At 60.5% G+C, this 26,244-nt stretch carries 26 protein-coding genes; 13 read left to right on the forward strand and 13 right to left on the reverse strand.

The genetic code is table 11. From position 1 onward, the window contains the following. Positions 1–76 precede the first annotated feature (76 nt). Both AC1D06_RS07260 and AC1D06_RS07265 read left to right on the forward strand, forming a co-directional pair. Entirely contained in the window at positions 77–1,732 is a 1,656-nt protein-coding gene (locus tag AC1D06_RS07260) for a putative bifunctional diguanylate cyclase/phosphodiesterase (RefSeq protein ID WP_477985737.1), read from the forward strand. Between the two features lie 66 nt (positions 1,733–1,798). Continuing rightward, positions 1,799–2,197 carry a nuclear transport factor 2 family protein gene (locus tag AC1D06_RS07265; protein WP_477985738.1) on the forward strand — a complete coding sequence of 133 codons (399 nt, stop codon included), beginning with the start codon at positions 1,799–1,801 and terminating at the stop codon, positions 2,195–2,197. Positions 2,198–2,208: 11 nt separating this feature from the next. On the opposite strand, the gene AC1D06_RS07270 is transcribed toward AC1D06_RS07265, so the two are convergent. Further along, positions 2,209–3,315 carry a CobW family GTP-binding protein gene (locus AC1D06_RS07270; protein WP_477985739.1) on the reverse strand — a complete coding sequence of 369 codons (1,107 nt, stop codon included), beginning with the start codon at positions 3,313–3,315 and terminating at the stop codon, positions 2,209–2,211. Beyond that, complete coding sequence (locus tag AC1D06_RS07275) at positions 3,315–4,433, reverse strand: D-alanyl-D-alanine carboxypeptidase family protein (protein ID WP_477985740.1); 1,119 nt, start codon at positions 4,431–4,433, stop codon at positions 3,315–3,317. Before AC1D06_RS07275 ends, AC1D06_RS07270 begins: the two co-directional genes overlap by 1 nt. 141 nt (positions 4,434–4,574) lie before the next feature. Here AC1D06_RS07275 and AC1D06_RS07280 point away from each other — a divergent pair, with 141 nt between their 5' ends. The 4 genes from AC1D06_RS07280 (at position 4,575) to melA (ending at position 8,922) form a co-directional block, all read left to right on the forward strand. Then, entirely contained in the window at positions 4,575–5,744 is a 1,170-nt protein-coding gene (locus AC1D06_RS07280; RefSeq protein ID WP_477985741.1) for a M20 aminoacylase family protein, read from the forward strand. 116 nt (positions 5,745–5,860) lie between these two features. Next, positions 5,861–7,090, forward strand: coding sequence for an AGE family epimerase/isomerase (locus tag AC1D06_RS07285; protein ID WP_477985742.1), 1,230 nt, complete (start codon positions 5,861–5,863; stop codon positions 7,088–7,090). A 2-nt stretch (positions 7,091–7,092) separates the two neighbouring features. Next, a complete protein-coding gene (locus AC1D06_RS07290) occupies positions 7,093–7,434 on the forward strand; it encodes a low molecular weight protein tyrosine phosphatase family protein (RefSeq protein WP_477985743.1) in 342 nt (113 codons plus the stop codon). A 138-nt stretch (positions 7,435–7,572) separates the two neighbouring features. Further along, positions 7,573–8,922 carry an alpha-galactosidase gene (gene melA / locus AC1D06_RS07295; RefSeq protein ID WP_477985744.1) on the forward strand — a complete coding sequence of 450 codons (1,350 nt, stop codon included), beginning with the start codon at positions 7,573–7,575 and terminating at the stop codon, positions 8,920–8,922. 29 nt (positions 8,923–8,951) lie between these two features. On the opposite strand, the gene AC1D06_RS07300 is transcribed toward melA, so the two are convergent. The 6 genes from AC1D06_RS07300 to AC1D06_RS07325 all read right to left on the reverse strand — a co-directional run bounded on the left by AC1D06_RS07300 (position 8,952) and on the right by AC1D06_RS07325 (position 15,591). Next, complete coding sequence (locus AC1D06_RS07300; protein WP_477985745.1) at positions 8,952–10,145, reverse strand: divergent polysaccharide deacetylase family protein; 1,194 nt, start codon at positions 10,143–10,145, stop codon at positions 8,952–8,954. A 105-nt stretch (positions 10,146–10,250) separates the two neighbouring features. Then, complete coding sequence (locus tag AC1D06_RS07305) at positions 10,251–11,597, reverse strand: S41 family peptidase (protein ID WP_477878251.1); 1,347 nt, start codon at positions 11,595–11,597, stop codon at positions 10,251–10,253. Beyond that, a complete protein-coding gene (locus AC1D06_RS07310) occupies positions 11,587–12,918 on the reverse strand; it encodes a murein hydrolase activator EnvC family protein (RefSeq protein ID WP_477985746.1) in 1,332 nt (443 codons plus the stop codon). Before AC1D06_RS07310 ends, AC1D06_RS07305 begins: the two co-directional genes overlap by 11 nt. A gap of 351 nt (positions 12,919–13,269) precedes the next feature. Next, positions 13,270–13,752, reverse strand: coding sequence for a 23S rRNA (pseudouridine(1915)-N(3))-methyltransferase RlmH (gene rlmH, locus AC1D06_RS07315; protein ID WP_477985747.1), 483 nt, complete (start codon positions 13,750–13,752; stop codon positions 13,270–13,272). A 91-nt stretch (positions 13,753–13,843) separates the two neighbouring features. Further along, positions 13,844–14,257 (reverse strand): ribosome silencing factor, encoded by a 414-nt coding sequence (gene rsfS / locus AC1D06_RS07320; protein ID WP_477985851.1) that lies wholly within the window; start codon positions 14,255–14,257, stop codon positions 13,844–13,846. Between the two features lie 119 nt (positions 14,258–14,376). Then, entirely contained in the window at positions 14,377–15,591 is a 1,215-nt protein-coding gene (locus AC1D06_RS07325; protein ID WP_477985748.1) for a ubiquinone biosynthesis hydroxylase, read from the reverse strand. A gap of 88 nt (positions 15,592–15,679) precedes the next feature. Between AC1D06_RS07325 and tesB the strand changes: the two genes are divergently transcribed. The 6 genes from tesB to AC1D06_RS07355 all read left to right on the forward strand — a co-directional run bounded on the left by tesB (position 15,680) and on the right by AC1D06_RS07355 (position 21,151). Beyond that, positions 15,680–16,564 (forward strand): acyl-CoA thioesterase II, encoded by an 885-nt coding sequence (tesB, locus tag AC1D06_RS07330; protein ID WP_477985749.1) that lies wholly within the window; start codon positions 15,680–15,682, stop codon positions 16,562–16,564. 234 nt (positions 16,565–16,798) lie between these two features. Continuing rightward, on the forward strand, positions 16,799–17,137 hold the full coding sequence (locus AC1D06_RS07335) for a P-II family nitrogen regulator (protein WP_477985750.1): 339 nt from the start codon (positions 16,799–16,801) through the stop codon (positions 17,135–17,137). A 52-nt stretch (positions 17,138–17,189) separates the two neighbouring features. Beyond that, complete coding sequence (locus AC1D06_RS07340; protein ID WP_477985852.1) at positions 17,190–18,524, forward strand: ammonium transporter; 1,335 nt, start codon at positions 17,190–17,192, stop codon at positions 18,522–18,524. A gap of 394 nt (positions 18,525–18,918) precedes the next feature. After that, the gene (gene fic, locus AC1D06_RS07345) at positions 18,919–20,010 is read left to right on the forward strand and encodes a protein adenylyltransferase Fic (RefSeq protein WP_477985751.1); all 1,092 of its coding nucleotides are present in this window, start codon (positions 18,919–18,921) and stop codon (positions 20,008–20,010) included. A gap of 77 nt (positions 20,011–20,087) precedes the next feature. Then, entirely contained in the window at positions 20,088–20,612 is a 525-nt protein-coding gene (locus AC1D06_RS07350; protein ID WP_477985752.1) for an RNA pyrophosphohydrolase, read from the forward strand. A 119-nt stretch (positions 20,613–20,731) separates the two neighbouring features. Further along, positions 20,732–21,151 carry a DoxX family protein gene (locus AC1D06_RS07355; RefSeq protein ID WP_477985753.1) on the forward strand — a complete coding sequence of 140 codons (420 nt, stop codon included), beginning with the start codon at positions 20,732–20,734 and terminating at the stop codon, positions 21,149–21,151. A gap of 83 nt (positions 21,152–21,234) precedes the next feature. Here the strand turns inward: AC1D06_RS07355 and bfr are convergent, their stop codons facing one another. Together bfr and AC1D06_RS07365 are read right to left on the reverse strand one after the other, a co-directional pair. Further along, positions 21,235–21,726: a bacterioferritin gene (gene bfr, locus AC1D06_RS07360; protein ID WP_477985754.1), complete on the reverse strand. Its 492-nt coding sequence runs from the start codon at positions 21,724–21,726 to the stop codon at positions 21,235–21,237. 130 nt (positions 21,727–21,856) lie between these two features. Continuing rightward, positions 21,857–22,165 (reverse strand): (2Fe-2S)-binding protein, encoded by a 309-nt coding sequence (locus AC1D06_RS07365; RefSeq protein WP_477878262.1) that lies wholly within the window; start codon positions 22,163–22,165, stop codon positions 21,857–21,859. A 233-nt stretch (positions 22,166–22,398) separates the two neighbouring features. Between AC1D06_RS07365 and AC1D06_RS07370 the strand changes: the two genes are divergently transcribed. Continuing rightward, entirely contained in the window at positions 22,399–22,878 is a 480-nt protein-coding gene (locus AC1D06_RS07370) for an N-acetyltransferase family protein (RefSeq protein WP_477878263.1), read from the forward strand. A 21-nt stretch (positions 22,879–22,899) separates the two neighbouring features. On the opposite strand, the gene pncB is transcribed toward AC1D06_RS07370, so the two are convergent. The 3 genes from pncB to AC1D06_RS07385 form a co-directional block, all read right to left on the reverse strand. Then, a complete protein-coding gene (pncB, locus tag AC1D06_RS07375) occupies positions 22,900–24,204 on the reverse strand; it encodes a nicotinate phosphoribosyltransferase (protein WP_477985755.1) in 1,305 nt (434 codons plus the stop codon). Positions 24,205–24,226: 22 nt separating this feature from the next. Then, a complete protein-coding gene (gene pncA, locus AC1D06_RS07380) occupies positions 24,227–24,826 on the reverse strand; it encodes a bifunctional nicotinamidase/pyrazinamidase (RefSeq protein ID WP_477878265.1) in 600 nt (199 codons plus the stop codon). A gap of 99 nt (positions 24,827–24,925) precedes the next feature. Continuing rightward, entirely contained in the window at positions 24,926–26,128 is a 1,203-nt protein-coding gene (locus tag AC1D06_RS07385; RefSeq protein ID WP_477878266.1) for an MFS transporter, read from the reverse strand. Between the last annotated feature and the right edge of the window lie 116 nt (positions 26,129–26,244).

The following is a 26,244-nucleotide window of genomic DNA, read 5'->3' on the forward strand; positions in this document are numbered from 1 at the left end:
TTGGATTCAAAATTAAGCTTTTTGACAGGAGCCAATTGTTAAGCAGCATTCCGGGACAGCACTCTCGGGATCAGTCATGCGTAACGATGACGCGACTTTGGAACAGCATAAGACGGCACGCCGGTATTGGCTGCAGAACCTCCTGGTTCTCGGTCTAACCGTTTGTCTCTTCGTAGCGGCTGACCACTTCGATCTCTACGGCCGTCTGCGTCATGTCCTGCAGGAACCGAATTCCAGCTTGACCTTGAAGATGCGGTCCCTCGAACGTCAGGTTGAGTCCGCTCCTGCTTTGATCAATGTCGATCGCTCCGGCGTTTTCGATTTCAATTCGCTGATGTCGCTGGGCCTGGTTGCCAGCCTCGGCCTTACGGTCTTCGCCTTCCTGCAATATGGCAGGTTGCGCACCGCCTTTGCCAGGCAGCGCGAGGCCGAGCACCAGTCCCGGCAGCTTGCCATGCGTGACCAGTTGACCGGGCTTGCCAACCGCCGCAGTTTCGAGGAATTCGGCCAGCGCGTCATATTCGAGCGGCCTGCTACGGAACATCGCGCCGTGTTTCTCGTCGATCTCGATCATTTCAAAGCCGTCAACGACGTCTATGGCCATCCCGCCGGCGACAGTGTGCTGGTGGACTATGCCCGCCGCATCGAAAGTCATTTCCCCGGCGGCATCGTTGCGCGCTTCGGCGGCGACGAATTCGCCATGATCACCCCGCCGCTGAAGGACGAAGGCGAGGCGCTGCATTATGCGCGCTTCTGTCTGGCGGGCGTCAGCGAACCGTTCAAATATGGCAGCACCAACCTCGTTCTCGGCACCTCCGTCGGCGTCGCCATGATCGGCGACTTCGACTCGGTCGCTGAGGCGCTGCGCCGTGCCGACATCGCGCTCTACAAGGCCAAGCGCGCCGGCCGCCAGCAGATCGCCTTCTTCGAGGATACGCTCGAAAAGGTGGTCAAGGAGCGCAATTGGCTTGAGACGGAACTGCGCCAGGCGCTCAAGGACGGCAGCATCGTCCCCTATTTCCAGCCGATCGTCGACCTTACCAGCCGCGACGTCCTGGGCTACGAAGCCCTGGCGCGCTGGAACCATCCCGAGCGCGGCCCGATCAGTCCGGCGGAATTCATTCCCGTCGCCGAGGAATGCGGCATGATCAGCCAGCTCGGCGAATCCATCCTCATCCGCGCCGCCGGCGTCGCACGCCATTGGCCGAGCCATGTCATGCTGTCGGTCAACCTGTCGCCGGTGCAGCTGCGTGACAAGGCGCTGTCCCGCAAACTGCTCGACATCCTTGCCGCCGCGGATTTCCCTGCCAGCCGCCTGGAGGTCGAAGTCACGGAGAATGCGCTGGTTTCCGATCTCGAAACCGCGCGCGATACGATCCGCCAGTTGCGCGCCGCTGGCATTTCGGTGGCGCTCGACGATTTCGGCACCGGCCATTCGACGCTCAACCATTTGCGCGTTTGCCGCTTCGACAAGCTCAAGATCGACCATTCCTTCGTGCAATCGCTGGCCGACAGCCGCGACAGCCGCGTTCTGGTTGACGCCATTCTGGCGCTGTCGCGCAATTTCGGCCTGCGCTGCACCGCGGAAGGCATTGAAAAGCTGAGCGATGTCGAACTGCTCTCCGGCTGGGGTTGCACCGAAGGCCAGGGCTATCTCTTCGGTCGACCGGCGGAGAAGACGTCGTTTGACGTCGATGTCCAGGCGGATGGAGAAGTTCGCCTGACGGCATAAATCAGCCTAGGATTGCGTTTCAGCACCCCTCTGCTAGTCTCTGGTTAGGAGACAAGGGAGGCGGGCATGGACGACAAGACAGCAATTGCTGCGAAGCTCGACAGGGCGAGCGAACTCATGTTCAACAGAGACAGCGCCATCGTCAATGAACTCTGGAGTGACGGCTTTCAACTGATTGGGTCGGAAGACGGCGAGACCGCATCCAGCCGTCAGGATCTTGAGGGCCTGGTAACCGCCCTTTTCTCGGCGTCCTTCCGGTTGCGCTGGTTCTGGGACAATAAATCGATCACCATCGATAACGATACAGCCTGGGTTTTTGCGCAGGGGCGTCTCGATTTCGTCTACCCTGACCGTACCATCCCGGTGGCATACCGCCTCGTGGCGATCTTCAAGCGGGCAGGCAGCGACTGGGTTTGGCGGCTCTATAGCGGGTCCGAGCCCATTCCGCGCAGACCCCTGCAGTAAAGCCCAAGCCCTTACAGCCGCATTCCGGGGATCGCCAGCGGATTGTCCTCCAGCGCCTGCCGGTCCGGCCGGTCGATGCGCGGCGTGCCGGTAAACGCGTCGAAGAGGCTCTGGACGAAATCACGCGGCAGGTCCTTGGTGATCAACACCATCCGCGTGCGGCGATCCGTCGGATCCGGCCAGCGCGGCAGCCGTTCCGGCGCGTGGAACACCGATTGCACGCCGTGCAGCACGAGCGGCCGGTCCGGATCATCGGCCAGCGCCACCACCGCCTTCATCCTGAGCAGTTTCTCGCCATGCGCCGAACGCAGGAGATCGACGAACATGGCCAGTGCCGCCGGGTCGATCGGCCGGTCATGCACGATGCTGAACGAGTCGATATCGTCATGATGGTGATGATGGTCATGCCCCTCATGATCATGGTCGTGATGATGATCATGCTCGGCTTGATCATGCAGCCAGCGCTGCACATCGGCGATCTTTGTCGCCGGATCATAGAGCCCGGCCGACAGCGTAACGAACGCACTGGCGCGCTCGGAATCGCCGTCGATCACCTCGGCCAATGGATTGAGCCGCCGGAGCCTCGATGCCAGCGCGGCAATCTGCTCCGCACTCGCCAACCGCTTCTTGCTCATGATCAGCCGGTCGGCAACGGCTGCCTGGCGGCGTGCCTCCTCATGATTGTCGAGCGTCGACAACCCATTGACCGCATCGACAAGCGTGATCACGCCATCGACGGAAAAATCCAGCGAAATCTGGGGGTGGCCGATGATCGACTGGATGACCGGCGCCGGATCGGCAAGACCGGTCGTTTCGATCACCACCCGTTTCAGCGCCTTGATGCGGCCATCGGCGAGACGCTCGCTGAAATCGGCAAGCGTGTCGGTCAACTCGCCGCGCACGGTGCAGCAGAGGCAGCCATTGGAGAGTTCCACCAGCGAATCGCCGGATGACTCGACCAGCAGATGATCGATGCCGACCTCGCCGAATTCGTTGATGATCACGGCCGTGTCGGCCATGGCCGGATCCTTGAGCAGCCGGTTGAGCAGCGTCGACTTGCCGGCGCCGAGAAAGCCGGTCAGGATCGAGACCGGAATGCGTTCAGCCGGGCGTGCCATCAGTTGACCGGGCGCGGCTCAGGGATCGGGATATACTGGGTCTGGCCACCTGTGTCGCCCTGGCCCGCGTCATCCTCATCGACGACAGTCTTGCCCGCTGGCGTGATGGTGATCAGCGCCACGTTGAGCGGATGATCGATCGGCAGCGAGAAAGGTGAAACGGTCTTCGAACCGTCCGCATCGTCATTGGCTTCGGAGCGGACCTTCTTGCCCTTCTTCTTGCAGATCTGCTGGCTGACATCGGCGACGACGTCGCGTGTCGCACCATAGGGCGGCAGTTTGGCGAGCTGCGGCATTTTCCAGGTCTCGTCCGTTGCCATGCCCTTTTCGAGCAAAGCCGCGGACATATCCGAGCGGCCGATCAGCGTATCGGCGCCGAGCACCACCGACAGCATGGTGTGGCCGTTGCGGGTCGCCGTCGAGATCTGATTGTAGCCGGAGGCGCAGATGAAGCCGGTTTTCATACCGTCAGCACCGGCGAAACGGCCGATCAGCTTGTTGTAGTTGCCGTATTGGCGTTTGCCGATCTTGATGCCTTCGAGCGAGAAATAGCCGGCATATTGCGGAAATTCGCGGCGCAGCGCCATGACCAGCACGGCGAGATCGCGCGCGCTGGTATATTGCCCGTCGCCCGGCAGGCCGTTGGGATTGATGAAATGGGTCGAGAACATGCCGAGACGAACCGCTTCGGTGTTCATCATGTTGACGAAAGTCGGCATGTCGCCACCGAGATTCTCGGCAATGGCATAGGCGATATCATTGGCCGACTTGGTCAGCATAGCCTTCAGCGCATCGTCGAGCGTCATGGAATCGCCGGGCTTGAGATAGAGTTTCGACGCCGGTTGTCCGGCCGACTCCTTGCTCATCACGATCCGGGTCGCAAGCGTGATCTTGCCGGATCGGAGCAGGTCGAACGTGGTATAGGTGACCATCAGCTTGGTCAGCGAAGCCGGATACCAGCGCTGGAACGCCTGGTCATGTTCAATGACCTTGCCCGTCGTCACGTCGACCAGGATATGGGGGCCGGCAATCGTCTCGGCCGCGATTCCGAGGGTGAGCGCCACGCCCAGCACCACCGTCGCCGCCGTTCTGCCCGCATGCCGCAAAATCATTCTCATCGGGTCAACCGCCTCAAACCAGTCATGGAAGAAAATCTTTACCGGCCCCTATTTAGCCTATATGGCAAGGAAATGGCAGACGCTTTTTATCCCCGCCATTGTTTTCCGTCTGCCAGACCGCATGAATGAAGGTGCCAGACGATGCCGATCCTGAACCGCGCCAGCGAAATGCATGACGAGATCACCGCCTGGCGCCGCGAACTTCACCAGATGCCGGAAATCCTGTTCGACACTGTCAAGACGGCGGCTTTCGTCGAGAAAAAGCTCCGGGAATTCGGCGTCGACGAGGTGGTCACCGGCCTCGGCCGCACCGGCGTGGTCGGCGTCATCCGTGGCGCCAACGGCCCTGGCCCAGCCATCGGGCTGCGCGCCGACATGGATGCGCTGCCGCTCACCGAAACCTCCGGCAAGGCCTGGGCCTCGAAGACCGCAGGCAAGATGCATGCCTGCGGCCATGACGGCCATACCGCCATGCTGCTCGGCGCCGCCAAATATCTGGCGGAAACGCGTAATTTCGCCGGCACGATCGTCGTCATCTTCCAGCCGGCCGAAGAAGGCGGCGGCGGCGGCCGGGAAATGGTGCGCGACGGATTGATGGATCGGTTTGGGATTTCCGAAGTCTACGGCATGCACAACATGCCGGGCATCGCCATCGGCGCATTCGCCACCCGCAGCGGCCCGATCATGGCCGCGACAGATGAATTTTCGATCAGCGTCCGCGGCCGCTCCAGCCATGCCGCCATGCCCAATCGCGGCATCGACCCGGTGCTGATCGCCGCCCACATCATCACCTCGCTGCAGTCGATCGTCTCACGCGTCTCCGACCCCTTCGATTCGACGGTCGTGTCGGTCACCAAGATGCAGGGCGGAACGGCCAGCAATGTCATCCCCGACGTCGCAACGCTTGCCGGCACGATCCGCACGCTCAGGCCCGAATCACGCGACTCAGCCCGAGCACAGATGAGCAGGATCGCGGAGGGCATTGCCGCAGCCCATGGCGCCGAGGCGACCGTCTCTCATCATGCCGGCTATCCTGTGACCGTCAACCATCCCGGCCAGACCGAGGCAGCCGTCGGTGTCGCCAACGACATCGTCGGTGCTAGCCAGGTCAATCCGGCAACGACGCCGACCATGGGCGGCGAGGATTTCTCCTATATGCTCAATGCCCGACCGGGCAATTTCATCTTCATCGGCAATGGCGACACGCCGGGACTGCACAATACCGGCTATGATTTCAACGACGAGATCATCCCCTATGGCGTCTCCTACTGGGTGCGCCTCGCCGAGACGCGCCTCGCGCAAATCGCCTGATATTTTCTGCCGGCATTGCTGTTTTCTTCGGGTGACGGAAATGCCCTCGCTATTGTTTCATGCAATTCCCCAAGCCGCTTTGCGCTGGTCCGGAATTGCCCAGAGGAGGACCGCCCGTGACCACTCAAAGCTGGCTCAACCTGCCGACCCATCGCGACTGGCTGCGTGGCGAGGCCACCAAACTGTTCGACTATTTCCAGTGGCGCTCTGTCAACCCCAAGGGCGGCTTCTTCGAATTCCATGATGACGGACAGCCGATCAATCCGGAAAACCCGGTACGCGGCATCCATTCGACGGCGCGCATGGTCCACTGCATGGCCATCGGCCACCTGCTCGGCCGTCCCGGCTGCGCCGACCTGATCGACCACGGCATGGCCTATCTCTGGAACGTCCATCGCGACCAGAAGCGCGGCGGCTATTTCTGGCAGGTCAACAATGACGGTTCGATCGACGGCATGAAGCAGGGCTATGGCCATGCCTTCGTGCTGCTCGCCGCCTCGTCGGCAGCCCTGGTCGGCCATCCGGCGGCAGAAGCCATGCTGACCGACGTCACCGAGATCATCGAGCATAAATTCTGGGAAGAAGATCATGGCGCCATCGCCGAGGAATTCCAGGCCGACTGGTCGCCGGTGCCAGGCTATCGCGGCCAGAATTCCAACATGCACCTGACCGAGGCATTGATGGCCGCCTATGAGGCGACCGACGACGATTTCTATCTCAACAAGGCTGAACGGATCGCCGACCTGATCATCAACCGCAAGGCCCGCGAAACCGGCTTCCGCGTCGGCGAACATTTCGACGAAAACTGGAACCTGCTTAGGGATTACAAGGGCAACGAGATGTTCCGCCCGTCGGGAACGACACCGGGCCATTGGCTGGAATGGGCGCGGCTTATCCTGCAGCTTTACGCGCTCGGCGACCGCAAGCAGGACTGGATGCCAGGTGCGGCGCAGGCGCTGTTCGCGCAATCCATGGCGCTCGGCTGGGACAATGACAAGGGCGCTTTTTTCTATACGCTCGATTGGAACGATGTCCCGGCCAAGCGCTCGAAAATCTGGTGGCCAATGGCGGAGGGCATCGGTGCTGCAGCCTTCCTCATCAACCATGTGCCCTCCGACATGCATGAGCAAAGCTACCGGCTGATCTGGAACACGATCGCCAACAACTTCCTCGACCGCGGCAGGGGCGGCTGGCACGAGGAACTGAGCGAAGACCTGCAGCCTGCGCATACGCTCTTCGCAGGCAAGGCCGATATCTACCATGCACTGCAGGCCTGCCTGATCCCGCTTTATCCCTCGGACGGTTCGCTGACCAAGGGCATCATGGATGAACAACAGGGCGGCTGAACATGCTGGCGGCGCCAAGATATCAAAAGCTGCTGTTCATCTGCAGCCAGAACAGGCTGCGCAGCCCGACGGCGGAACAGGTGTTCTCGCAATATGACGGCGTCGAAGCCCTGTCGGCGGGCACCAACAACGATGCGAATATCCCGCTCGACGGAGACCTGATCGACTGGGCGGATGTCATTTTTGTGATGGAGAAAAGCCATCTCAACAAGGTTCGCCAGAAATTTCGCTCGCGGATCGGCAGTAAACGCATTGTTTGCCTCGATATTCCCGACGATTACGAATTCATGGACCCGGGGCTGATCCGTCTGCTGGAAGCGCGTGTCAACCGATATCTGCGTTAGGCGAATTTCTTCTCAGCGTGGTCGCAAGCAGCTGAGCACGATTTTACCATCATAAGCACAAGCTTCCTCTTAACGCCTGATACTGCAGGCATTATCACCTTGATCCAATAAATCATCATCCTCCAGAGGAAGCACGAAATGGCACGTGATCCCAAAATCACCTTCATCGGCGCCGGCTCGACCGTGTTCATGAAAAACATCGTCGGCGATATTCTGCAGCGCCCGGCACTCGCGGGTGCCACGATCGCGCTGATGGACATCAATGCCGAACGCCTGGCAGAAAGCGAGATCGTCGCCCGCAAGCTGGTGTCGACGCTCGACGCCACGGCCAAGGTCGAGACCTACATGGACCAGCGCAAGGCGTTGGAAAATACCGATTTTGTCGTCGTAGCCTTCCAGATCGGCGGCTATGAGCCCTGCACTGTCACCGATTTCGATGTGCCGAAGCAATACGGCCTGCGCCAAACGATCGCCGACACGCTCGGCATTGGCGGCATCATGCGCGGCCTGAGAACAGTGCCGCATCTCTGGAAAATCTGCGAGGACATGCGCGCCGTCTGCCCGAACGCGGTGATGCTGCAATATGTCAACCCGATGGCGATCAACACCTGGGCGATCGCGGAAAAATACCCCGATATCAAGCAGGTCGGTCTCTGCCATTCGGTGCAGGGCACGGCGATGGAACTCGCCCATGACCTCGATATTCCCTATAACGAAATCCGTTACCGCGCCGCCGGCATCAACCACATGGCCTTCTACCTCAATTTCGAGCACCGGCAGCCGGATGGTTCCTACAAGAACCTCTATCCGGATCTGGTGCGCGGCTACCGCGAAGGCCGGGCACCGAAGCCCGGCTGGAACCCGCGCTGCCCCAACAAGGTGCGCTATGAAATGCTGACCCGGCTCGGCTATTTCGTCACCGAGAGCTCGGAGCATTTCGCCGAATATACGCCCTGGTTCATCAAGGATGGCCGCGACGACCTGATCGAGAAATTCGGCATTCCGCTCGACGAATATCCGAAACGCTGCATCGAGCAGGTTGAGCGGTGGAAGAGCCAGGCCGAAGCCTTCCGCAGCGCCGACAAGATCGAGGTGGCCAACAGCAAGGAATACGCCTCCGAGATCATCAACTCGGTCTGGACCGGCACGCCTTCGGTCATCTACGGCAACATCCGCAACAACGGCTGCATCACCTCGCTGCCGCAAAACTGCGCTGCCGAAGTGCCTTGCCTCGTCGACCACAACGGCATCCAGCCGACCTTCATCGGCGACCTGCCGGTGCAGCTCACCGCACTGATGCGCACCAATATCAACGTCCAGGAACTGACGGTGGCGGCGATGATGACCGAGAACCGCGAGCACATCTATCACGCCGCGATGATGGACCCGCATACCGGCGCCGAGCTTGATCTCGACCAGATCTGGAAACTCACCGACGATCTGCTCAAGGCGCATGGCCAATGGCTGCCCGAATGGGCGCGGATCTGATCAGACAGAAGTGAAGCCGGAGTGACCAGTCACTTCGGCACTTCCGCCAGTGCCGAAATACCGACGATCTCGACGCCGCGGCCGTTGGCGGCCTTGGCCCATTCGGCCACGGCGTCGACCGTTTCGTCGAAGCCCGAGGCAACGCCAACAGCCTTGCCTTTGCTCAGCGCAATGCGTTCGAGCGCGTCGAGCTTCTTCAGGATCGCGTCCTTCTTGACCTCGTTGTCGAGCACGACGTCGGCGAAGGCCTGCGGCATGTTATAGGCCTTGGCATAGGTCGCGGTCAGCGATTGCGCCGCCGAACCATCGTCGAGGAAGAGCAGGCCGCGCTTGCCGATGTCGCTCATGATCGGCTCCAGTGCATTCGGGTCCGAGAGCAGCTTGCCGCCGAGATAGTTCATCACGCCGGTATAATTGGTCATCTTCGCCATCGATTCATGCAAGAGCTCGATATTCTTGTCCGGCGAATTGCCATGCGTCAGCGTCAGCGGGCCTGGATCGTTGTTCGGGTAATCGAACGGCTCCATCGGCACCTGCAGCAGGATTTCATGGCCGCCGCGGCGCGCCACCGGCATCCAGCGCCCCAGCGAATTGCCATTGGCGGCAAAAGCCAGCGTGATCTCCTCCGGCAGAAGTTTCAGCGCCCGCTGCGTGCCGGTCTGGCTGAGCCCGAGCCCGCCGATGATGATGGCAATGCGCGGTCCCTTGGCACCTGACCAAGGCCGGGCATAGCGGTCGACCGGCCGCGTGCCGTCGGCAGAGACCGTGGGCAGCTGGCCTTCGGCGGCGGTCTCGATCAGGTTCTCGTCCGGCAGCGCCGCCGTCTTCAGGTCCTGAGGGCCATTGGCATTGGCGTCGATGATCAGCGGACCATCCCTGCTGCGGTCGCGCGGCGTGATCTTGGTGACGATCGAGCCGTCATCCATCACCTGCCGCTCGACATTGGCGCCATCGAGCGGCTTGGTGCGCTTGAGCCTGTCCGCTTGTGTCGGGTCGGCCTGGGCGACCTTGGCGTCGACGGGTTTATCAACCGGCTTCTTTGAGACGTCAGCCAGTTCCGGCTTCTGGAAATGATCGGCCGGGCGCAGCAACGGATAGGCAGAGACACCGGCAAGACAAAGCACGACGACAACTGCCAGCAAACGGCCAAATGTGAAAAACGGCCGACGCTGGCGCGGTGGCCTTCTGTCCTGCCCGAGCGGCGAATGAATGCCGGAATTCAAGGGTGTCCGCCCGCCCTCTCAAATGGTTTCGGCGCATTTAACGGGATCGCCTTCCCGGAATCGAAAACGGCGGAGCCAAAACTCCGCCGCTTTGCAATAAACGCCTTACTTGGTCGTTTCGGCCTTCTTCTGCTCGACAGCGACGGCCTTGCTCTGGTCCGGCGGGAAAGCCGGGTCCTTCTTCAGGCCGCGCAGCAGATCGAGCGCGTAGTGCAGCTGGACGTCGTCCTTCGGATCCGGCGGCACATAGGCAGCCGAGCCGGAACCATCCGTCGTCTCGTTGGCGCCCTTGATATGGCCGGCGAGCGAGGATTCGGCCGCCTTCTCGATCTTGCCCTGCAGTTCCGCCGGGATCGGCTCATCGACCTTGACATCCGGCGTGATGCCGATGCCCTGGATCGACCGGCCCGACGGGGTGTAGTAGAGCGCCGTGGTCAGGCGCAGCGCGCCGTTATCGCCCAGCGGGATGATCGTCTGCACCGAGCCCTTGCCGAACGAGCGCGTGCCGAGGATGGTCGCACGCTTCAGATCCTGCAACGCACCGGAGACGATTTCCGAGGCCGAGGCTGAACCGCCATTGATCAGCACGATCACCGGCTTGCCGTTGATGAGATCGCCTTCGGTCGCCGAGAAGCGACGGGTCTCGCTTTCGATACGGCCGCGGGTCGACACGATCTCACCCTTGTTGAGGAAGGCGTCGGAGACATTGATCGCCTGGTCGAGCAGGCCGCCCGGATTGAGGCGCAGGTCGAGCACATAGCCTTTCAGCTTGTCGTTCGGCACCTGGCTCTGAATCTTCTCGATGCCCTTCTTCAGGTCGTCATAGGTCTTTTCGGTGAAGGAGATGATACGGAGATAACCGACATCGCCCTCGACACGCACCTTGACCGCCTGCACGGCGATGATGTCGCGCTTGATGGTGAATTCGAGCGGCTTGTCGGCGCCCTTGCGCAGGATGGTCAGCCTGATCGGCTGGCCGACATCGCCGCGCATCTTGTCGACAGCATCTTCCAGCTTCAGGCCGCGCACATCGACGCCATCGATCTTGGAGATCAGGTCGCCGGCCAGCACGCCGGCCTTGGCGGCGGGCGTGTCGTCGATCGGGGTGATGACCTTGACGAGGTCGTTTTCCATCGTCACTTCGATACCGAGACCGCCGAATTCGCCGCGCGTCTGCGTGCGCATGTCGTCGGCATCCTTGGCATTCATGTAGCTCGAATGCGGGTCAAGCGAGGAGAGCATGCCGCTGATGGCGCTCTCGATCAGCTTCTGCTCGTCAGGCGGCGTCACATACTGGGCGCGAACCCGCTCGAAAACCTCACCGAAAACGCTGAGCTCTTTATAGGTCGATGAGCCGGCTGCCTCGGCCGGCAGGCCGGCGGAGTAGACTCCGACCATCGCGGTCGAGCCCAGGAGGGCGCCCAGCAGCACCAGTGAAGTCTTACGTAGCATTTCGCGCCTTTCCAAGATTTTTCGCGGACCACCAGGGCAACGAATCGACCGGTTTTCCGTCCTTTCGGAACTCTATGTATAGTGTCGGTCGGTCCGTGACTATATTCACCGCGGCCGCACTTGCAATTCTCTTTTCACCCATCTGGCCGATCGGTTCGCCCGCGACGACGAATTGACCCTGCCGGGCTGTTACCGCATCCATGCCGGAGAGGACAATATGATAGTTCTCCCCCACATTCATGATCACCATCTGGCCGTAGCTGCGGAATGGTCCGGCGAACATGATCCAGCCATCGGCCGGCGCCGTCACCACCAATCCCTGGCCGGCTGCAACCGTCAGACCCTGTGCCGGATGGCCGGTTCCATCGTCATCACCAAAAAACCGCAAGACGTCGCCGGCAACCGGCAGGTCCAATTTGGCCTTCATTACCGAGAACGGATATGCGGGCGCAATGCGGTTTTTGTCGGGCAGGTTGGTCTCGGCGTCGCGCCTGGCCTGTTCCAGCTCGGCCGGCGACATGTTCTGACGCTTGATATCCTCGAGTTTTGAAGCCTCTGCGGCCTGCCGGGTCGAGGCGATGTCCTTCTCCATCGACGAGATCAAATTTTCGAGAGATGTGGCGCGGGACGCCAGTTCGGCCGTGCGCTGCTTCTCGTTTTCGAGCTCGGCCTTATTGCGTGTCGAGAGCTTGTCGTTCTCGTCGATCAGCCGCGACATGCGGTTTTCTTCCTCGAGCGCCGAGGCCATGGTCGTCACATAATTCTGGCGCTCGCTGGCGATCTGGGTCTTGACGTCACGCAGCGATTTCAGGTCAGCGGCAAGCTTGTCAGTCTCGCCACGAATGCCCGGCACCACGGCGCCGAGCAGAATCGCGCTGCGGACGGACGAGAGCGCATCATCGGGGGTGACCAGCAGCGCCGGCGGCGGATTGCGGCCCATGCGTTGCAATGCGGCCAGCACTTCGGCGAGCAGGCCGCGCCGCTCATGCAGCGACGCCTTGACCTTGGCCTCCTGGCCTTGGAGATCTTTCAGCTTGGCTTCTGTTGCGAGCGTCTGGCGCTCAAGCTCCTTGCGCTTGGACGCGGAGTCGACCAGCGCCTCGCGCAGCCCGGCCGTGGTCTTTTCGATGCCGGCAATGCTGGCTTCGAGCGATTCGGAATGCGCCTTGGCCTCGGCGATCGACTTGGCGACATCGCGCAATTCGCTCTCGGTGGCGGTGCGCTTGACGTTGAGCACGCTTTGCTGGTCGACGGGCGTGGTGCTGGCCGGCGTGGTCTCTTCGGACAAAGACCGACCGGGCAGCAGACAGGCCGCCGCCATGCACGCTGCCAGCAATGTCTTGTTCRTCGATCTACGCAAACCCTGCCGCACCGCGCCTCGAGAATCCGCGCATGTTAAGCTGATTTGCCCCAATCGCCAAATAATTTGGCATTTGCATGTCAGAGAACGATTTGCGGGCGATCTGCCTGCCGCCACCCCCCTCTGTCCTACCGGACATCTCCCCCTCAAGGGGGGAGATGGTGTGGGGCACCCGCTCGCCTCGTTCTCCAGCCACCGCTCGCAGCACTCGACATCGACTTGAGATGGGGTGCATGCCGCTAGCCAATCTCCCCCCTTGAGGGGGAGATGCCCGGCAGGGCAGAGGGGGGTCGCCGCAAATACAAGCACCCGTCACACCCGATGATAGGGATGCCCCGATAAGATCGTCACCGCCCGATAAAGCTGCTCCGCCAGCATCACCCGCACCATCTGATGCGGCCAGGTCATTTTTCCGAAGGACAGCACATGCGCTGCCTGCCCGTGCAGCGCCGGATCGAGCCCGTCCGGCCCGCCGATCGCCACGATCACGTCGCGCTTTCCGGCATCGCGAATGCCGCCGAGCAGATCGGCGAACGCCGGACTGTCCAACGCCTTGCCGCGCTCGTCGAGCAGGATCAGCCGCGCGCCGTCTGCAAGCAGCTTCTCCAGCACCGCCGCTTCCTCGCGCTTGCGCGTGTCCGGATTGGAGGCGCGGCTTTCATTGATTTCAGTGAGTTTTCCGAATTCGAGGCCAATTGCGGGGCCAGCCTTGGCGAAGCGGTCAAGGTAGCGCTCTGCCAGGTCTCTTTCAGGGCCGGATTTCAACCTGCCCACTGCGAATAGCGAAATCCGCATGGCTTTCTTCCGACCAAAATTTCCTTCGCGGAAGAACGAAGCTTCCGCAATTCATCAGCCCTGTCGACGCCGCTGGGGCGGCAGCCGAAGACTAGTGCAACGTCTCTTCCTCGAGATCCGGCGCGGCCCACATCTTTTCGATGTTGTAGAACTCGCGGATTTCGGGACGGAAGATATGCACGATCACGTCGCCCGCATCGATCAGGATCCAATCGCCGGTTTCCAGCCCCTCGACGCGGACCGGGCCGATGGCTTCGGCCTTGAGATCGTCGATCAGGTGTTCGGCAATGGCCGTCACATGACGGTTCGAGCGCCCGGACACGACCACCATATAGTCGCCCAGCGCGGATTTGCCCGTGATGTTGAGGGATGTGACGTTTTCTGCTTTCGAGTCTTCGAGACTTTCGAGGACCAGCTTGAGAGCGATGGCCGCAGCATCGTTACCGCGCTCCATGCTCCGGGAGTAGGTGTGAGGCACCACTCCTTTCGCGTGCACTGTTGTCAGAGGACTTCCTTTCTATCGAACAGAACAAGCACCGGACCGACGCAGCCCGGATAGATAAAGATAGTCATCAAACCTTAAAACTTTCAAGACACGGGTCTTAACCAATTTAAATACTTAGCTCAGGGCAGGGTGCCGTCGAGCAATTTGGGATTGCCGCCCTGACCCACGCCGGCTGCCTGCTTGATGAAAAAGCTCTTCAGTGCCGGCATTCGCTCGACCAGGCCGAGGCCGAAATCGCGCGCCACGCGGATCGGGGTAATATCGTTGGAAAACAGCCGGTTGAGCACATCCGTCGTCACGCCCATGCGGAATGTGTCGAAGCGCCGCCAGGACTGATAGCGTTCGAGCACGTCGAGCGCGCCGATATCCATGCCCAGCCGGTCGGCGTCGATCACGGTCTCGGCCAAAGCGGCGACGTCCTTGAAGCCGAGATTGAGGCCCTGGCCCGAGATCGGGTGGATGCCATGCGCCGAATCACCCGCAAGCGCGAACCGCTCGGCGACGAAACCGCGCGCCAGCGTCAGGCCGAGCGGGAAGGCACGCCGACCGCCGGCGATGCGAATCGTGCCGAGCTTGTGGCCGAAACGCCGCTCGAGTTCCTCCTCGAACACCAGGTCGTCGGAACGTACGAGACGCTCGGCATCCTGGCTGCGCTCGGTCCAGACCAGCGACGAGCGATTGTCCTTGAGCGGCAGGATGGCGAACGGGCCGGCGGGCAGGAAATGCTCTTCGGCGACGCCATTGTGCGGCCGCTCATGCGCCACGGTCGTGACGATGCCGGACTGGCCATAGTCGAAATTGACTGTCTTGATGCCGGCGATATCGCGCAGCTTCGATTTGACGCCGTCGCAGGCGACCAAAAGCCGCGCCTCGACCGTTTCGCCATTCGACAACTTTGCCTCGACCGAGGCCGGCTTGTTGCTGAACGTGTCCACCGTCGTCGCCGACCTGACATCGACGCCCAATTCGACGGCAAGCTTCAACAGCGGCCCGACCATGGCCGGGTTCGGCACCATATGCGCAAACGGCTCGCCCGCCGCGACATCGCCGTCGAAGGTGAGAAACACCGGCCGCACCGGATCGGCGGTGCGCGAATCGGTGATGATCATGCTGGTGATCGGCTGCGCCTCCGGCAGGATCTCGTCCCAGACACCGAGCGCCGTCAGCATGCGGCTTGCCGCTGCGGCAATTGCCGAGGCGCGCTGGTCCTTCTGCCAACTGCCCTCGGGTGCAGCGTCGACGACCGTGATCGTCAGGTGCGGCGCTGCCTTCTTGATCGACACCGCCACGGAAAGGCCGACATATCCACCACCGGCGACCAGGATATCGAGCATCGGGTGTACCTTTCTTTCGTCTTGCTGACGGTCTCTTACGGAGTATAGAGGATCACATCGCCTGATGAAACCGCCGGAGCCTGCCAAAATGCCGCCAGCACGAAACACTCTCTCCGAAATGGAACATCTGGTGGCGATCCTCGATCTCGAAAAGATCGAGGAGAATATTTATCGCGGGCTGAGCCCCGATGTCGGCTGGCAGCGGATTTTCGGCGGCCTGGTGATCTCGCAGGCGCTGGTCGCCGCCAACCGGACGGTCGCGCAAGACCGCTATGTGCATTCGCTGCACAGCTATTTTCTTCGTCCGGGTGATCCCGCCGTGCCGATCCTCTACGAGGTCGACCGCATCCGCGACGGATCGAGCTTCACCACGCGGCGTGTGGTGGCGATCCAGCACGGCAAGGCGATCTTCTCGCTCTCCGCCTCTTTCCAGGTCGACGAGCCCGGCCTCGAACATCAGGCAGCAATGCCCGATGTGCCGCTGCCGCAGGATCTGCCCGATCCGGAAAGCCTCTACGAACAATATCTCAAGGATGCACCCGAGCATATCAAGCGCTTCTGGATACGCGAGCGGCCGTTCGAGATCATTCCGCTGTCGATGGATCACTATCTCTCCAACAAGGCGCTGCCGCCGAAGCAGAGCATCTGGATCAAGGCCAATGGCAAAGTGCCGGAGGATCGCCCGTTCCAGGCCGCATTCCTCGGCTATCTCTCGGACATGACCCTGCTCGACACCGCGCTTTTTCCCCATGGTCTGTCGGTCTTCGACCGCTCCATCCAGGGCGCCAGCCTCGACCATTCCATGTGGTTCCATCATCCCGATCCGCTTGACGACTGGCTGCTTTACACCACCGACAGCCCCTTCTCCGGCGGTGCTCGCGGGCTGTCGCGCGGCAGCATCTTCAATCGCGCCGGCCGCTTGATCGCATCGACGGCGCAGGAGGGGCTGATCCGGAAACGGGCAAATGATTAATTGACGTGCAAAATTCAAAAACAGCCTATTTTTTATGCAAATGATTTTGAATCAACTGCCCGTTTTTTAGCGCCTTTCGTAATTAGCGTTAAATTTCAGTAACTTATTACCAGGCACCGAATCTGGCACGGCCTTTGTATAGCAAGGGGCGGTCACGGGAGGGTGCGCAGACATCCCGCGATTACGGAGAGGCGGCCCGCCGCCCGAGTTGTTCGTCAAAGGATGGGAAACCAGATGAAAATTGTCATGGCCATTATCAAGCCGTTCAAGCTGGACGAGGTGCGCGAAGCCCTCACGGCGGTCGGCATCCAGGGCCTGACCGTGACCGAGGTGAAGGGTTACGGCCGGCAGAAGGGGCATACCGAAATCTATCGCGGTACGGAATATGCGGTCAGCTTCCTGCCGAAGCTGAAAATCGAAGTCGGCGTTCCCAGCGAACTGGTCGACAAGGCCGTCGAAGCCATCGCCACCGCCGCCAAGACCGGTCAGATCGGCGACGGCAAGATCTTTGTCTACTCGATTGACCATGCCGTGCGCATCCGCACCGGCGAAACCGATTCCGAAGCGCTCTGACGGCCGCACATTTGCAGGGGAGTTTTACCTGATGTCACTATCCAAACTTACAATGAAGCTCAGCACGGCCTGGCTCGGCCTGGGCATGGCAATGGCGCCGGCCATCGCCTTCGCGCAGACGGCCACGGCGCCGGCCGCCGCCGCACCCGTGCCCAACAAGGGCGATATCGCCTTCATGTATATTGCCACGCTGCTCGTGCTGCTGATGATCGTGCCGGGCCTCGCGCTGTTCTACGGTGGCCTGATGCGCACCAAGAACATGCTGTCGATGCTGATGCAGGTCACCATGATCGGCTGCGTCGTCATGATCGTCTGGGCGGTCTTCGGTTATTCCATGGCCTTCGGCGGCGGCACCAATCCCTTCTACGGCGGGTTTGCCAAGGCCTTCATGATGGGGATGTCGCCGTCCACGACATCTGCGACCTTCACCAGCGGCGTCGTCATTCCGGAATATCTGTTCTTCCTGTTCCAGATGACCTTCGCGGCGATCACGCCTTGCCTGATCATCGGCGCCTTCGCCGAGCGCATCAAGTTCTCGGCTTCGGTGTTGTTCTGCACGCTTTGGACGATTGTCGTCTATTTCCCGGTCGCCCACATGGTCTGGGATGGTAACGGCTTCCTGTTCAAGCTCGGCGCTCTCGACTTCGCCGGCGGTACCGTCGTGCACATCAATGCCGGCGTTTCCGGCCTCATCGGTGCGATCATGGTCGGCAAGCGCACAGGCTTCGGCAAGGACATGATGGCGCCGCACTCGATGACCATGACGTTCATCGGCGCCAGCCTTCTCTGGGTCGGCTGGTTCGGCTTCAACGCTGGTTCCAACCTCGAAGCCTCCGGCGGCGCACTGATCGCTACCATGAACACCTTCCTGGCAACCGCCGCCGCAACGGTTTCCTGGTCGATCGTCGAAACCATGACCCGCGGCAAGGCCTCGATGCTCGGCGCAGCGTCTGGCATGGTTGCCGGCCTGGTTGCCGTTACACCGGCTTCGGGTTATGCCGGGCCGATGGGCTCGATCGTCCTTGGCCTGCTGGTTTCGCCGCTCTGCTACTTCTTCGTCTCGACGGTGAAGAACAAGTTCGGCTATGATGACACCGCAGACGTGTTCGGCGTCCATGGCATCGGCGGCATGTTCGGCGCGGTTATCACCGGCATTCTCGCCAGTTCATCGCTCGGCGGTGTCGGCTATGCTGCCGGCGTCACCATGGGCCACCAGATCGTGGTGCAGATCGAAGCTGTCGTCGTTACCATCCTCTGGACCGGCATCGGCTCGATCATTCTCTACAAGGTCGTCGACCTGATCGTCGGTCTCCGCGTGTCGCCGGAAGCCGAACGCGAAGGTCTTGACCTCTCGTCGCACGGCGAAGCCGCTTACCACAACTCATAAGGAATTGCGGCGCGACGCTGTCGCGCCGCCAACATTCCCGTCGCGGCCTATGGAAATATGCCGCCTTTGGCCCGAAGCACCCGCTTCGGGCCTTTTTATATTGGCGACCGATTCGTATGGTATTGTTTCTCTGACGCTCGGAGCCATGTGTCGATGGCGATGGATCTGACGTGCAAGAACAGGAAAATCACCGGAAATTTGCAGTCGCTCTGCACCAGTTTTACTGTTTTGGTGCGGATCAAGGCCAAGCCCGTGATCCAGATTGTAAGACGGTCTGCCCATCCTTGCTCCAAGCCTCATATGTCGATAGAATTGAACTCTGTCGACACGTCATGCCGACATGTCGTCATCATCGACATATCGAAACATGTCGATAAATGAGGAAAACCTCGACATGTCATTCAGACCCGACCGTCCCTACAACGACTTGCCTCTTCTACCCCCCGCAGCGGATATAGAATCCAAGGCGATTTTGAAGGCCTGTATCGAAGCGCGCGCTGCGATCGCTGCGTTGAAGATTGCCGGCCAACTAATTCCGAACCAAGCCGTGCTGATCAATTCCATCCCACTTCTCGAAGCCCAGGCGAGCTCCGAGATCGAAAACATTGTCACGACGGCAGACCGTTTGTTCCAATTCGCCAATGAAGGAGCTCAAGCTGACCCCGCGACAAAGGAAGCCTTGCGGTACCGTACGGCGCTAAATCGAGGCTTCCATTCGCTCAAGGAACGGCCAGTTTCCACGACGACAGCAGTCGATATCTGCCGCACGATCAAGGGCGTGGAACTCGATATTCGGGCAACGCCTGGGACGGCGTTGATGAATGAGGCGATGGGCACGATCATCTACACCCCACCCGAAGGTCAGGCACTGCTACGGGATAAACTCTCAAACTGGGAGCGCTTCATTCACGAGGCCGAAGAATTCGATCCTCTCATTCGGCTTGCGGTCATGCATTACCAGTTCGAGGCAATCCATCCGTTTATCGATGGCAACGGCCGTACCGGACGTGTCCTCAATCTGTTGTATCTTGTCGACAAAGGCCTGCTGGAAATTCCGGTCCTCTATCTCAGCCGCCACATCATTCGCAACAAGCAAACCTATTATCAACGGTTGCTCGCGGTCACTGCCGAGGGTGCTTGGGAAGCATGGATCCTCTTTATGCTCGAGGCAGTTCGTGCAACGGCTGAATGGTCGACGGCGAAAATCCGTGCAATCCGCGACCTTCTCGATCGGACAGCGTCGCGTCTGCGGCAGGATGCATCCAAAATCTATTCCCGCGAACTGGTCGAAGTAATCTTCGTCAATCCTTATTGCCGGATCGGCGACCTCGTTTCATCCGGAATTGCCCAACGGCAGGCGGCGTCGACCTATCTCAAGACCCTTGTCGGTCTGAAAGTGCTCAACGAGGTCAAAGCAGGGCGAGAAAATCTCTACATCAATCCCGCTCTCCTTGCATTGCTGTCGGATCGCACTGAGGGTGTATAGTTTGCCATAAGAATTTGGTACGGCAGAGCTTGCGGCTCGCCCATTGGCGATCGCCGTGGAATTGTCTGGAGAGATGCATGAGCAACAAGATCAAGGCCGAGGACCTGCCCTATCGCCCCTGTGTCGGCGTCATGGTGCTGAACAGAGACGGGCTCGTCTGGGCCGGACGGCGCACATCGATCGACAACAGCGAATATGACGGTTCGATCAAGATGTGGCAGATGCCGCAGGGCGGCATCGACAAGGGCGAGGATCCCGAAGCCGCCGCCTGGCGCGAACTCTACGAAGAGACCGGGATGAAAAGTGTGAGCCTGATCGCCCAGGCGAAAGAGTGGTTCAACTACGATCTGCCGGACCATCTGATCGGCATCGGCCTCAAGGGCAAATATCGCGGCCAGACCCAGGCCTGGTTCGCCTTCCGCTTCGAAGGCGACGAATCCGAGATCGCCATCAACCCGCCGCCGGACGGCCATTCCGTGGAATTCGAGGAATGGGCCTGGACGAGGATGGAAGAATTGCCGGAGCGCGTCGTCGAATTCAAGCGCGGCGTCTACGACAAGGTGGTGGCCGAATTCGCCCATCTTTCAGGCGTAAAGTCCTGAATTAAAACGCTTCTAAGCTCACGGAAATCTTACCGATCGTGAACGTTCGCGCCATGACAGCGGCGCGAGCCGCCGCTATGACGCTCCTGGGAGGAGGGTGAAATCAAATGGAGCCGACAATGAACATCTCGACCGCCCTCGACCCCTATAAGCCCTATATCCTCAGCATCACCCGCATCATGACCGGCCTGCTCCTCTTGGCGCATGGCACATCCAAGCATCTCGGCTTTCCGATCGCCGATCATCTGCCGCCGGCCGGCTCGCTGCCTTGGGTCGCCGGCTGGTTCGAACTGGTCTGCGGTTTCCTGATCGCCATCGGCCTGCTGACGCGGCCCGCCGCCTTCGTCGCCTCGGGCCTGTGCGCCTTCGCCTTCTTCATCGCGCATTTTCCGAAAAGCTTCTTCCCGGTAGTCAACGGTGGCGATGCCGCCGTGCTCTACTGCTTCATTTTTCTCTATTTCGTCTTCGCCGGCGCTGGCCCATTGAGCATTGATGCCCTGTTCGGCAATCGCGCAGCCGGATCGCTCAAGACCGCTTAAGTGATTTTATCTGCTGGCACTCTGCCTAGAAAAAAGCCCTCGCCCGTTGCCGGACGAGGGCTTTTTTCGCGATGGCGCGAAACTCAGTGGCCTTCGGCTTCGTCGGCGGAGTCAGCATTCAGCTGGCCATACTTGCCCTCGCCAAGCTTGCGCAGCAGGTCGAGCTGGGTTTCGAGGAAGTCGATATGGCCCTCCTCGTCCGTCAACAGATCCTCGAACAGATTCATCGACACATAGTCGCCGGCATTGTGACAGATATCGCGGGCGGCCTTGTAGGCGGCGCGGGCGTCATATTCGCCGTGGAGGTCGGCTTCGAGCACTTCCTTGACGTTCTGGCCGATGCGCAGCGGCGCCACGGTCTGCAGGTTCGGATGGCCTTCGAGGAAGATGATGCGCTGGATCAGCCGATCGGCATGATGCATCTCCTCGATCGATTCGGCGCGCTCTTTCTTGGCGAGCTTGGTGAAGCCCCAGTCTTCGAGCAGGCGGTAATGCACCCAGTACTGGTTGACGGCACCGAGTTCGAGAAAGACGGCGTGGTTGAGCTGTTCGATGACCTTCGGGTCGCCCTTCATCTGGATACTCCTGGCTGGCGTTTTGCTGGCGGATAAAAACAGGATCGATAGACAAAGTCGAGAGGGCTTTGGCGATGAATCCAGAGGATAAGCGGGGAAGATGCCTCAGCGCCGCAAAGGCCGGCCGAAATCACGCAGCCTGTATGCCGCGCCGGCGTTCAAGGATCGCCGCCTTCTGCTCGGCCTGGAAGCGCTTCAGGCGCTCCATGAAATCAACCACTTCGAGCCCTTCGGATTGGCGCCGGGCGTGGTATTCCTCAGTGGTCTTGACGATGATGTCGACGACATTCGGAAAGCAGCCACAGCAGCGGCCGCGCTTCTGCATGGCATGATAGACCTTGCCCGGCACGATCAACTGCCAACAGTCCTGATCGAGGAGCGAGATGATCGTCTCCCTGATGTCCTTGTCGGTGATAACGTTGCAGCTGCATACCATCATGGCCGGAAAACCCGAACGAAGCACTCAATATTTCATGCTCCATCTTTAATCAAAAGACGACTGCCTGTGTCAAGATATACGTTGTCGCAGTTCTGCAAAAATTCGACCGGCCAAGGCCGGTTTTCGTGAGGTTTTCTTTCATTGGCTTTGCCGAGCCGCGTTGACAAGCCGGCCTGCCCTGCGCATGAACCACCTGGCGATTGACGCGCCCGAAGTCCACGCAAGGTTCCCCAATGACACTGACCGTTCGCGAAGCCGTTCCCGATGATGTGGCCGATATTCTTCACTTCATTCGCGAATTGGCGATCTACGAGAAGGCCGAACACGAGGTCGAAGCGACAGTCGAGTCGCTGACCGCATCGATCTTTGGCGAGAACTCTGTGACGCGTGCGCTGATCTGCGAGGAGGATGGCGCCGCACTCGGCTTTGCCGTCTGGTTCTTCAACTATTCGACCTGGCAGGCAAAGAACGGCCTCTATCTCGAAGACCTCTATGTCACGACGTCCGCCCGCAGCCGCGGCGTCGGCAAAGCCTTGCTCAAGCGGTTGGCAGCGATTGCCGTCGAAGCTGGCTGCGGCCGCTTCGAATGGAGCGTGCTCGACTGGAACGAACCGGCAATCCGGGTCTATGAGGCGATCGGCGCAGAGCCGATGAGCGAATGGACGCGGTACCGATTGAGCGGCGAGAAGCTCAAGGCGTTTGCGCAGGGCTGAGCGGGCCTAGGGCTGCAGCCGTCACACCGTCACCAGCTGTTCGTGGAAATCCTCTGTACCGAAGAACCGCTTGTAGCGCTCGACTTCCGTCGGCTCCCCCGTCGCCTTGCGCGGATTGTCCGATAGTTTTACCGCCGGCCGGCCATTGGCTTCCGTGACCTTGCAGACCAGCGAGATCGGGTCGAGATCGACGCCATCGGGCGCGCAATCATGGAAATCATTGGTGAGATTGGTGCCCCAGCCAAAGCTCATGCGCACCCGGCCCTGGAAGTGCCGGTAGGTCTCGATGATCGTATCGACGTCGAGGCCGTCGGAAAAGATCAGCAGCTTTTCCTTCGGGTCGCGGCCATGCGCCTGCCACCATGCGAGGATCTTTTCACCGCCTTCGATCGGCGGGGCGCTGTCGGGACGGAAACCGGTCCAGTCGGCCACCCAGTCCGGCGCTTTACGCAGGAACGCGGCCGTGCCGAAAGCGTCGGGCAGCACGATCAGCAGATTGCCGCCATAAAGCTGCTTCCAGTCCTCCAGCACCCTGTAGGGCGCCTCGCCGAGTTCCTTGTCGTTGACGGCCAGCGCCGCCTTGACCATCGGCAGTTCATGCGCATTGGTGCCGACCGCTTCGAGGTCGGTATCCATGGCAAGTAGCACGTTGGACGTGCCGGTAAAGGCCGGGCCGATGCCTTCCTTGAGCGCCTCGACGCACCAGCGCTGCCAGAGGAAGGAATGCCGCCGGCGCGTGCCGAAATCGGAAATCCTGAGCCCCGGATAATCGCGCAGCCGCTGCACCTTCTCCCACATGCGCGACTTGGCGCGCGCATAGATGACGTCGAGGGTGAACTGGCCAAGCCCCTTCATCGCCGTCCGCGAACGCAACTCGTTGACGATGGCGAGGGCGGGGATTTCCCACATCGTCGTTTCCATCCACTTGCCTTCGAAATTCAGCTCGTACTGGCCGTTGCGGCGCGAGAGCTCGTATTCCGGCAGGCGGAAATTGGCGAGCCAGGCAACAAATTCCGGCTCGAAAATCTGCTTGCGACCATAAAACGAATTACCCGCCAGCCAGATCATCTCTTTCTTGGTGAAGCGCAGGTCCCGGCAATGGTCGAGCTGGTCGCGCAGTTCATGCTCCTCGATGTCGTCGGCGAGCCGCACGCTCTTGGTCCGGTTGATCAGCGAAAAGGTGGCGTCGACCTCCGGATGCAGCTTCCAGATCATCTGCAGCATCAGGAGTTTGTAGAAATCGGTATCGAGCAGGCTGCGCACGATCGGATCGAGCTTCCAGGTGTGGTTCCACACCCGCCGGGCGATGTCAGTCTTCGTGGCCATCCGGGCCCTCCCTCAAAACGGCTTATGTGAGCGAGACGCCTGCCGCTTTCATCTCATTCGTCATCGTCGCGATCGAGCCGCCGAGGTCTATTCCCCGGCAGGCGTCGAGCATGACCTGGGTTTCGAAGCCGCTCCTGATGGCATCGAGCGCCGAAAAGGCGACACAGAAATCCGTCGCCAGGCCGCACAGCATGATTTTTCCGATGCCGCGCTCGCGCAGATAGCCGGCAAGACCGGTCGGCGTCGTGTGGTCGTTTTCGAAGAAGGCCGAATAGGAATCGATTCCTTTCCGGAAACCCTTGCGGATCACCAGCTCGGCCCTGTTCCATTCGAGCGCCGGGTGGAATTCCGCACCCTTTGTCCCCTGTACGCAATGATCCGGCCAGAGCGTCTGCGGCCCATAGGGCATGTCGATCATCTCGAACGGCGCCTTGCCGGAATGGCTCGAAGCGAAACTCGAATGGCCGGCGGGATGCCAGTCCTGTGTCAGCACCACGTGCTCGAAACGCGCAATCAGCCCGTTGACCAGCGGCAGAATGGCGTCGCCATCGGCGACAGCCAGTGCACCGCCAGGGCAGAAATCGTTCTGCACATCGATCACGATCAGCGCTTCCGACGACATGATGCACCCCCATCAACGGTCCGGATGCAAGGTCAATCATGTTTATCGCGGAGTGACAAGCCGCTGAGCTGAAAATGTGGCCTGCCCATCACCCTGAATTCAATGACCTTTGATGCCGTCCGCATACCGCGCCAGATTGGACAGCAGCAGCACGACGATCAGCAGCATCGGCGTGCCGATATAGATCGCCGAGAAGCCGATATGCTCGGCGACGAAGCCGAACAGCGTCGGCGCGAACAGCGTGCCCGAATAGCCCATGATGGTGACCACGGAAAGCCCGACGCCCTTGGCCATGCCCGGCAGGTTGCCAGCAGCGGAGAAGGCGATCGGCACCATGTTGGAAACACCCAGCCCCGACAGTGCGAAGCCCGCGATCGCCACCCCGGCATTCGGGGCAAAACCGCCGATCAGCATGCCGACAAAAGCGATCACGCCGGAGATCCGCATAGTCTGTACCGCGCCCAGCCGGTCGCGAATGCCGTCGCCGAACAGGCGCATGATCGTCATGGCTCCATGGAAGCTGCCGGCAGCAAAGGCGGCCAGCGTCAGGCTCGAGCCGAGATCGCGGTTGAGATAGAGCGCCGACCAGTCGATGACGATGCCCTCCTGCACCATGCAGAACAGCGCCATGATGCCAAGCAGCCAGGGCAACGGGCTCTTGAACAGGCTCGGTTTCGGACCGGCTTCCGCATGCGCTTCCTCGATATGCGGTCCGTCGTGCAGGATCATCGAAAGCGCTGCAAAAAGCACGATGGCGTCGACCACGGTGATGATGATCGAATGCGGAACGGCGCCGAAATGCTCGATCATGTAGCCGCCGGCCGCCGAGCCGATAAGCGCCCCCAGGCTCCAGAAGGCATGGCAGGACGACATGATCGCCTTGCGCATCGATTTTTCCACCTCGACGGCGTTGGCATTCATCGCCACGTCCATTGCGCCGGCAAAGCCACCGAACAGGAAGACCGCGATTGCCGCAGTCCAGACATTCGGCGCCAACGAGATCAACAACATGGTGAACAGGAAGACGATGCCGGTGCCCCTGGCGACAACGCTGGAACCATGCTTGGCGATCTGCCGGCCGCAAAGCGGCATGATGGTGATCGAACCAAGGCCGAAGAACACCACGATCAAGGCAATATAGAAAGGCGAGAGATTGAGCCGCTCCGACAGTTCCGGAATTTTTAGCGACCATGCGCCGGTATAGAAGCCGTTGGCGAGGAAAAGCAGACAAACGGCGACCCGCTCCTTGGGAAAAGTCCCGGTGAGTTGCGTCGGGCGCCCAGCAATCGATTGATCGGCCATGTTATCTCCAAAGTGTCGCCGAAGCGCACTGCTGGCCCCCAACGCCATATCCCGGCTTTGAAAGCGATTTCAATTTCCATCGAAAATCGATCGGATGCTTGGAAATCCAACCGATT

Source organism: Rhizobium sp. P2_G2, from assembly GCF_056403555.1.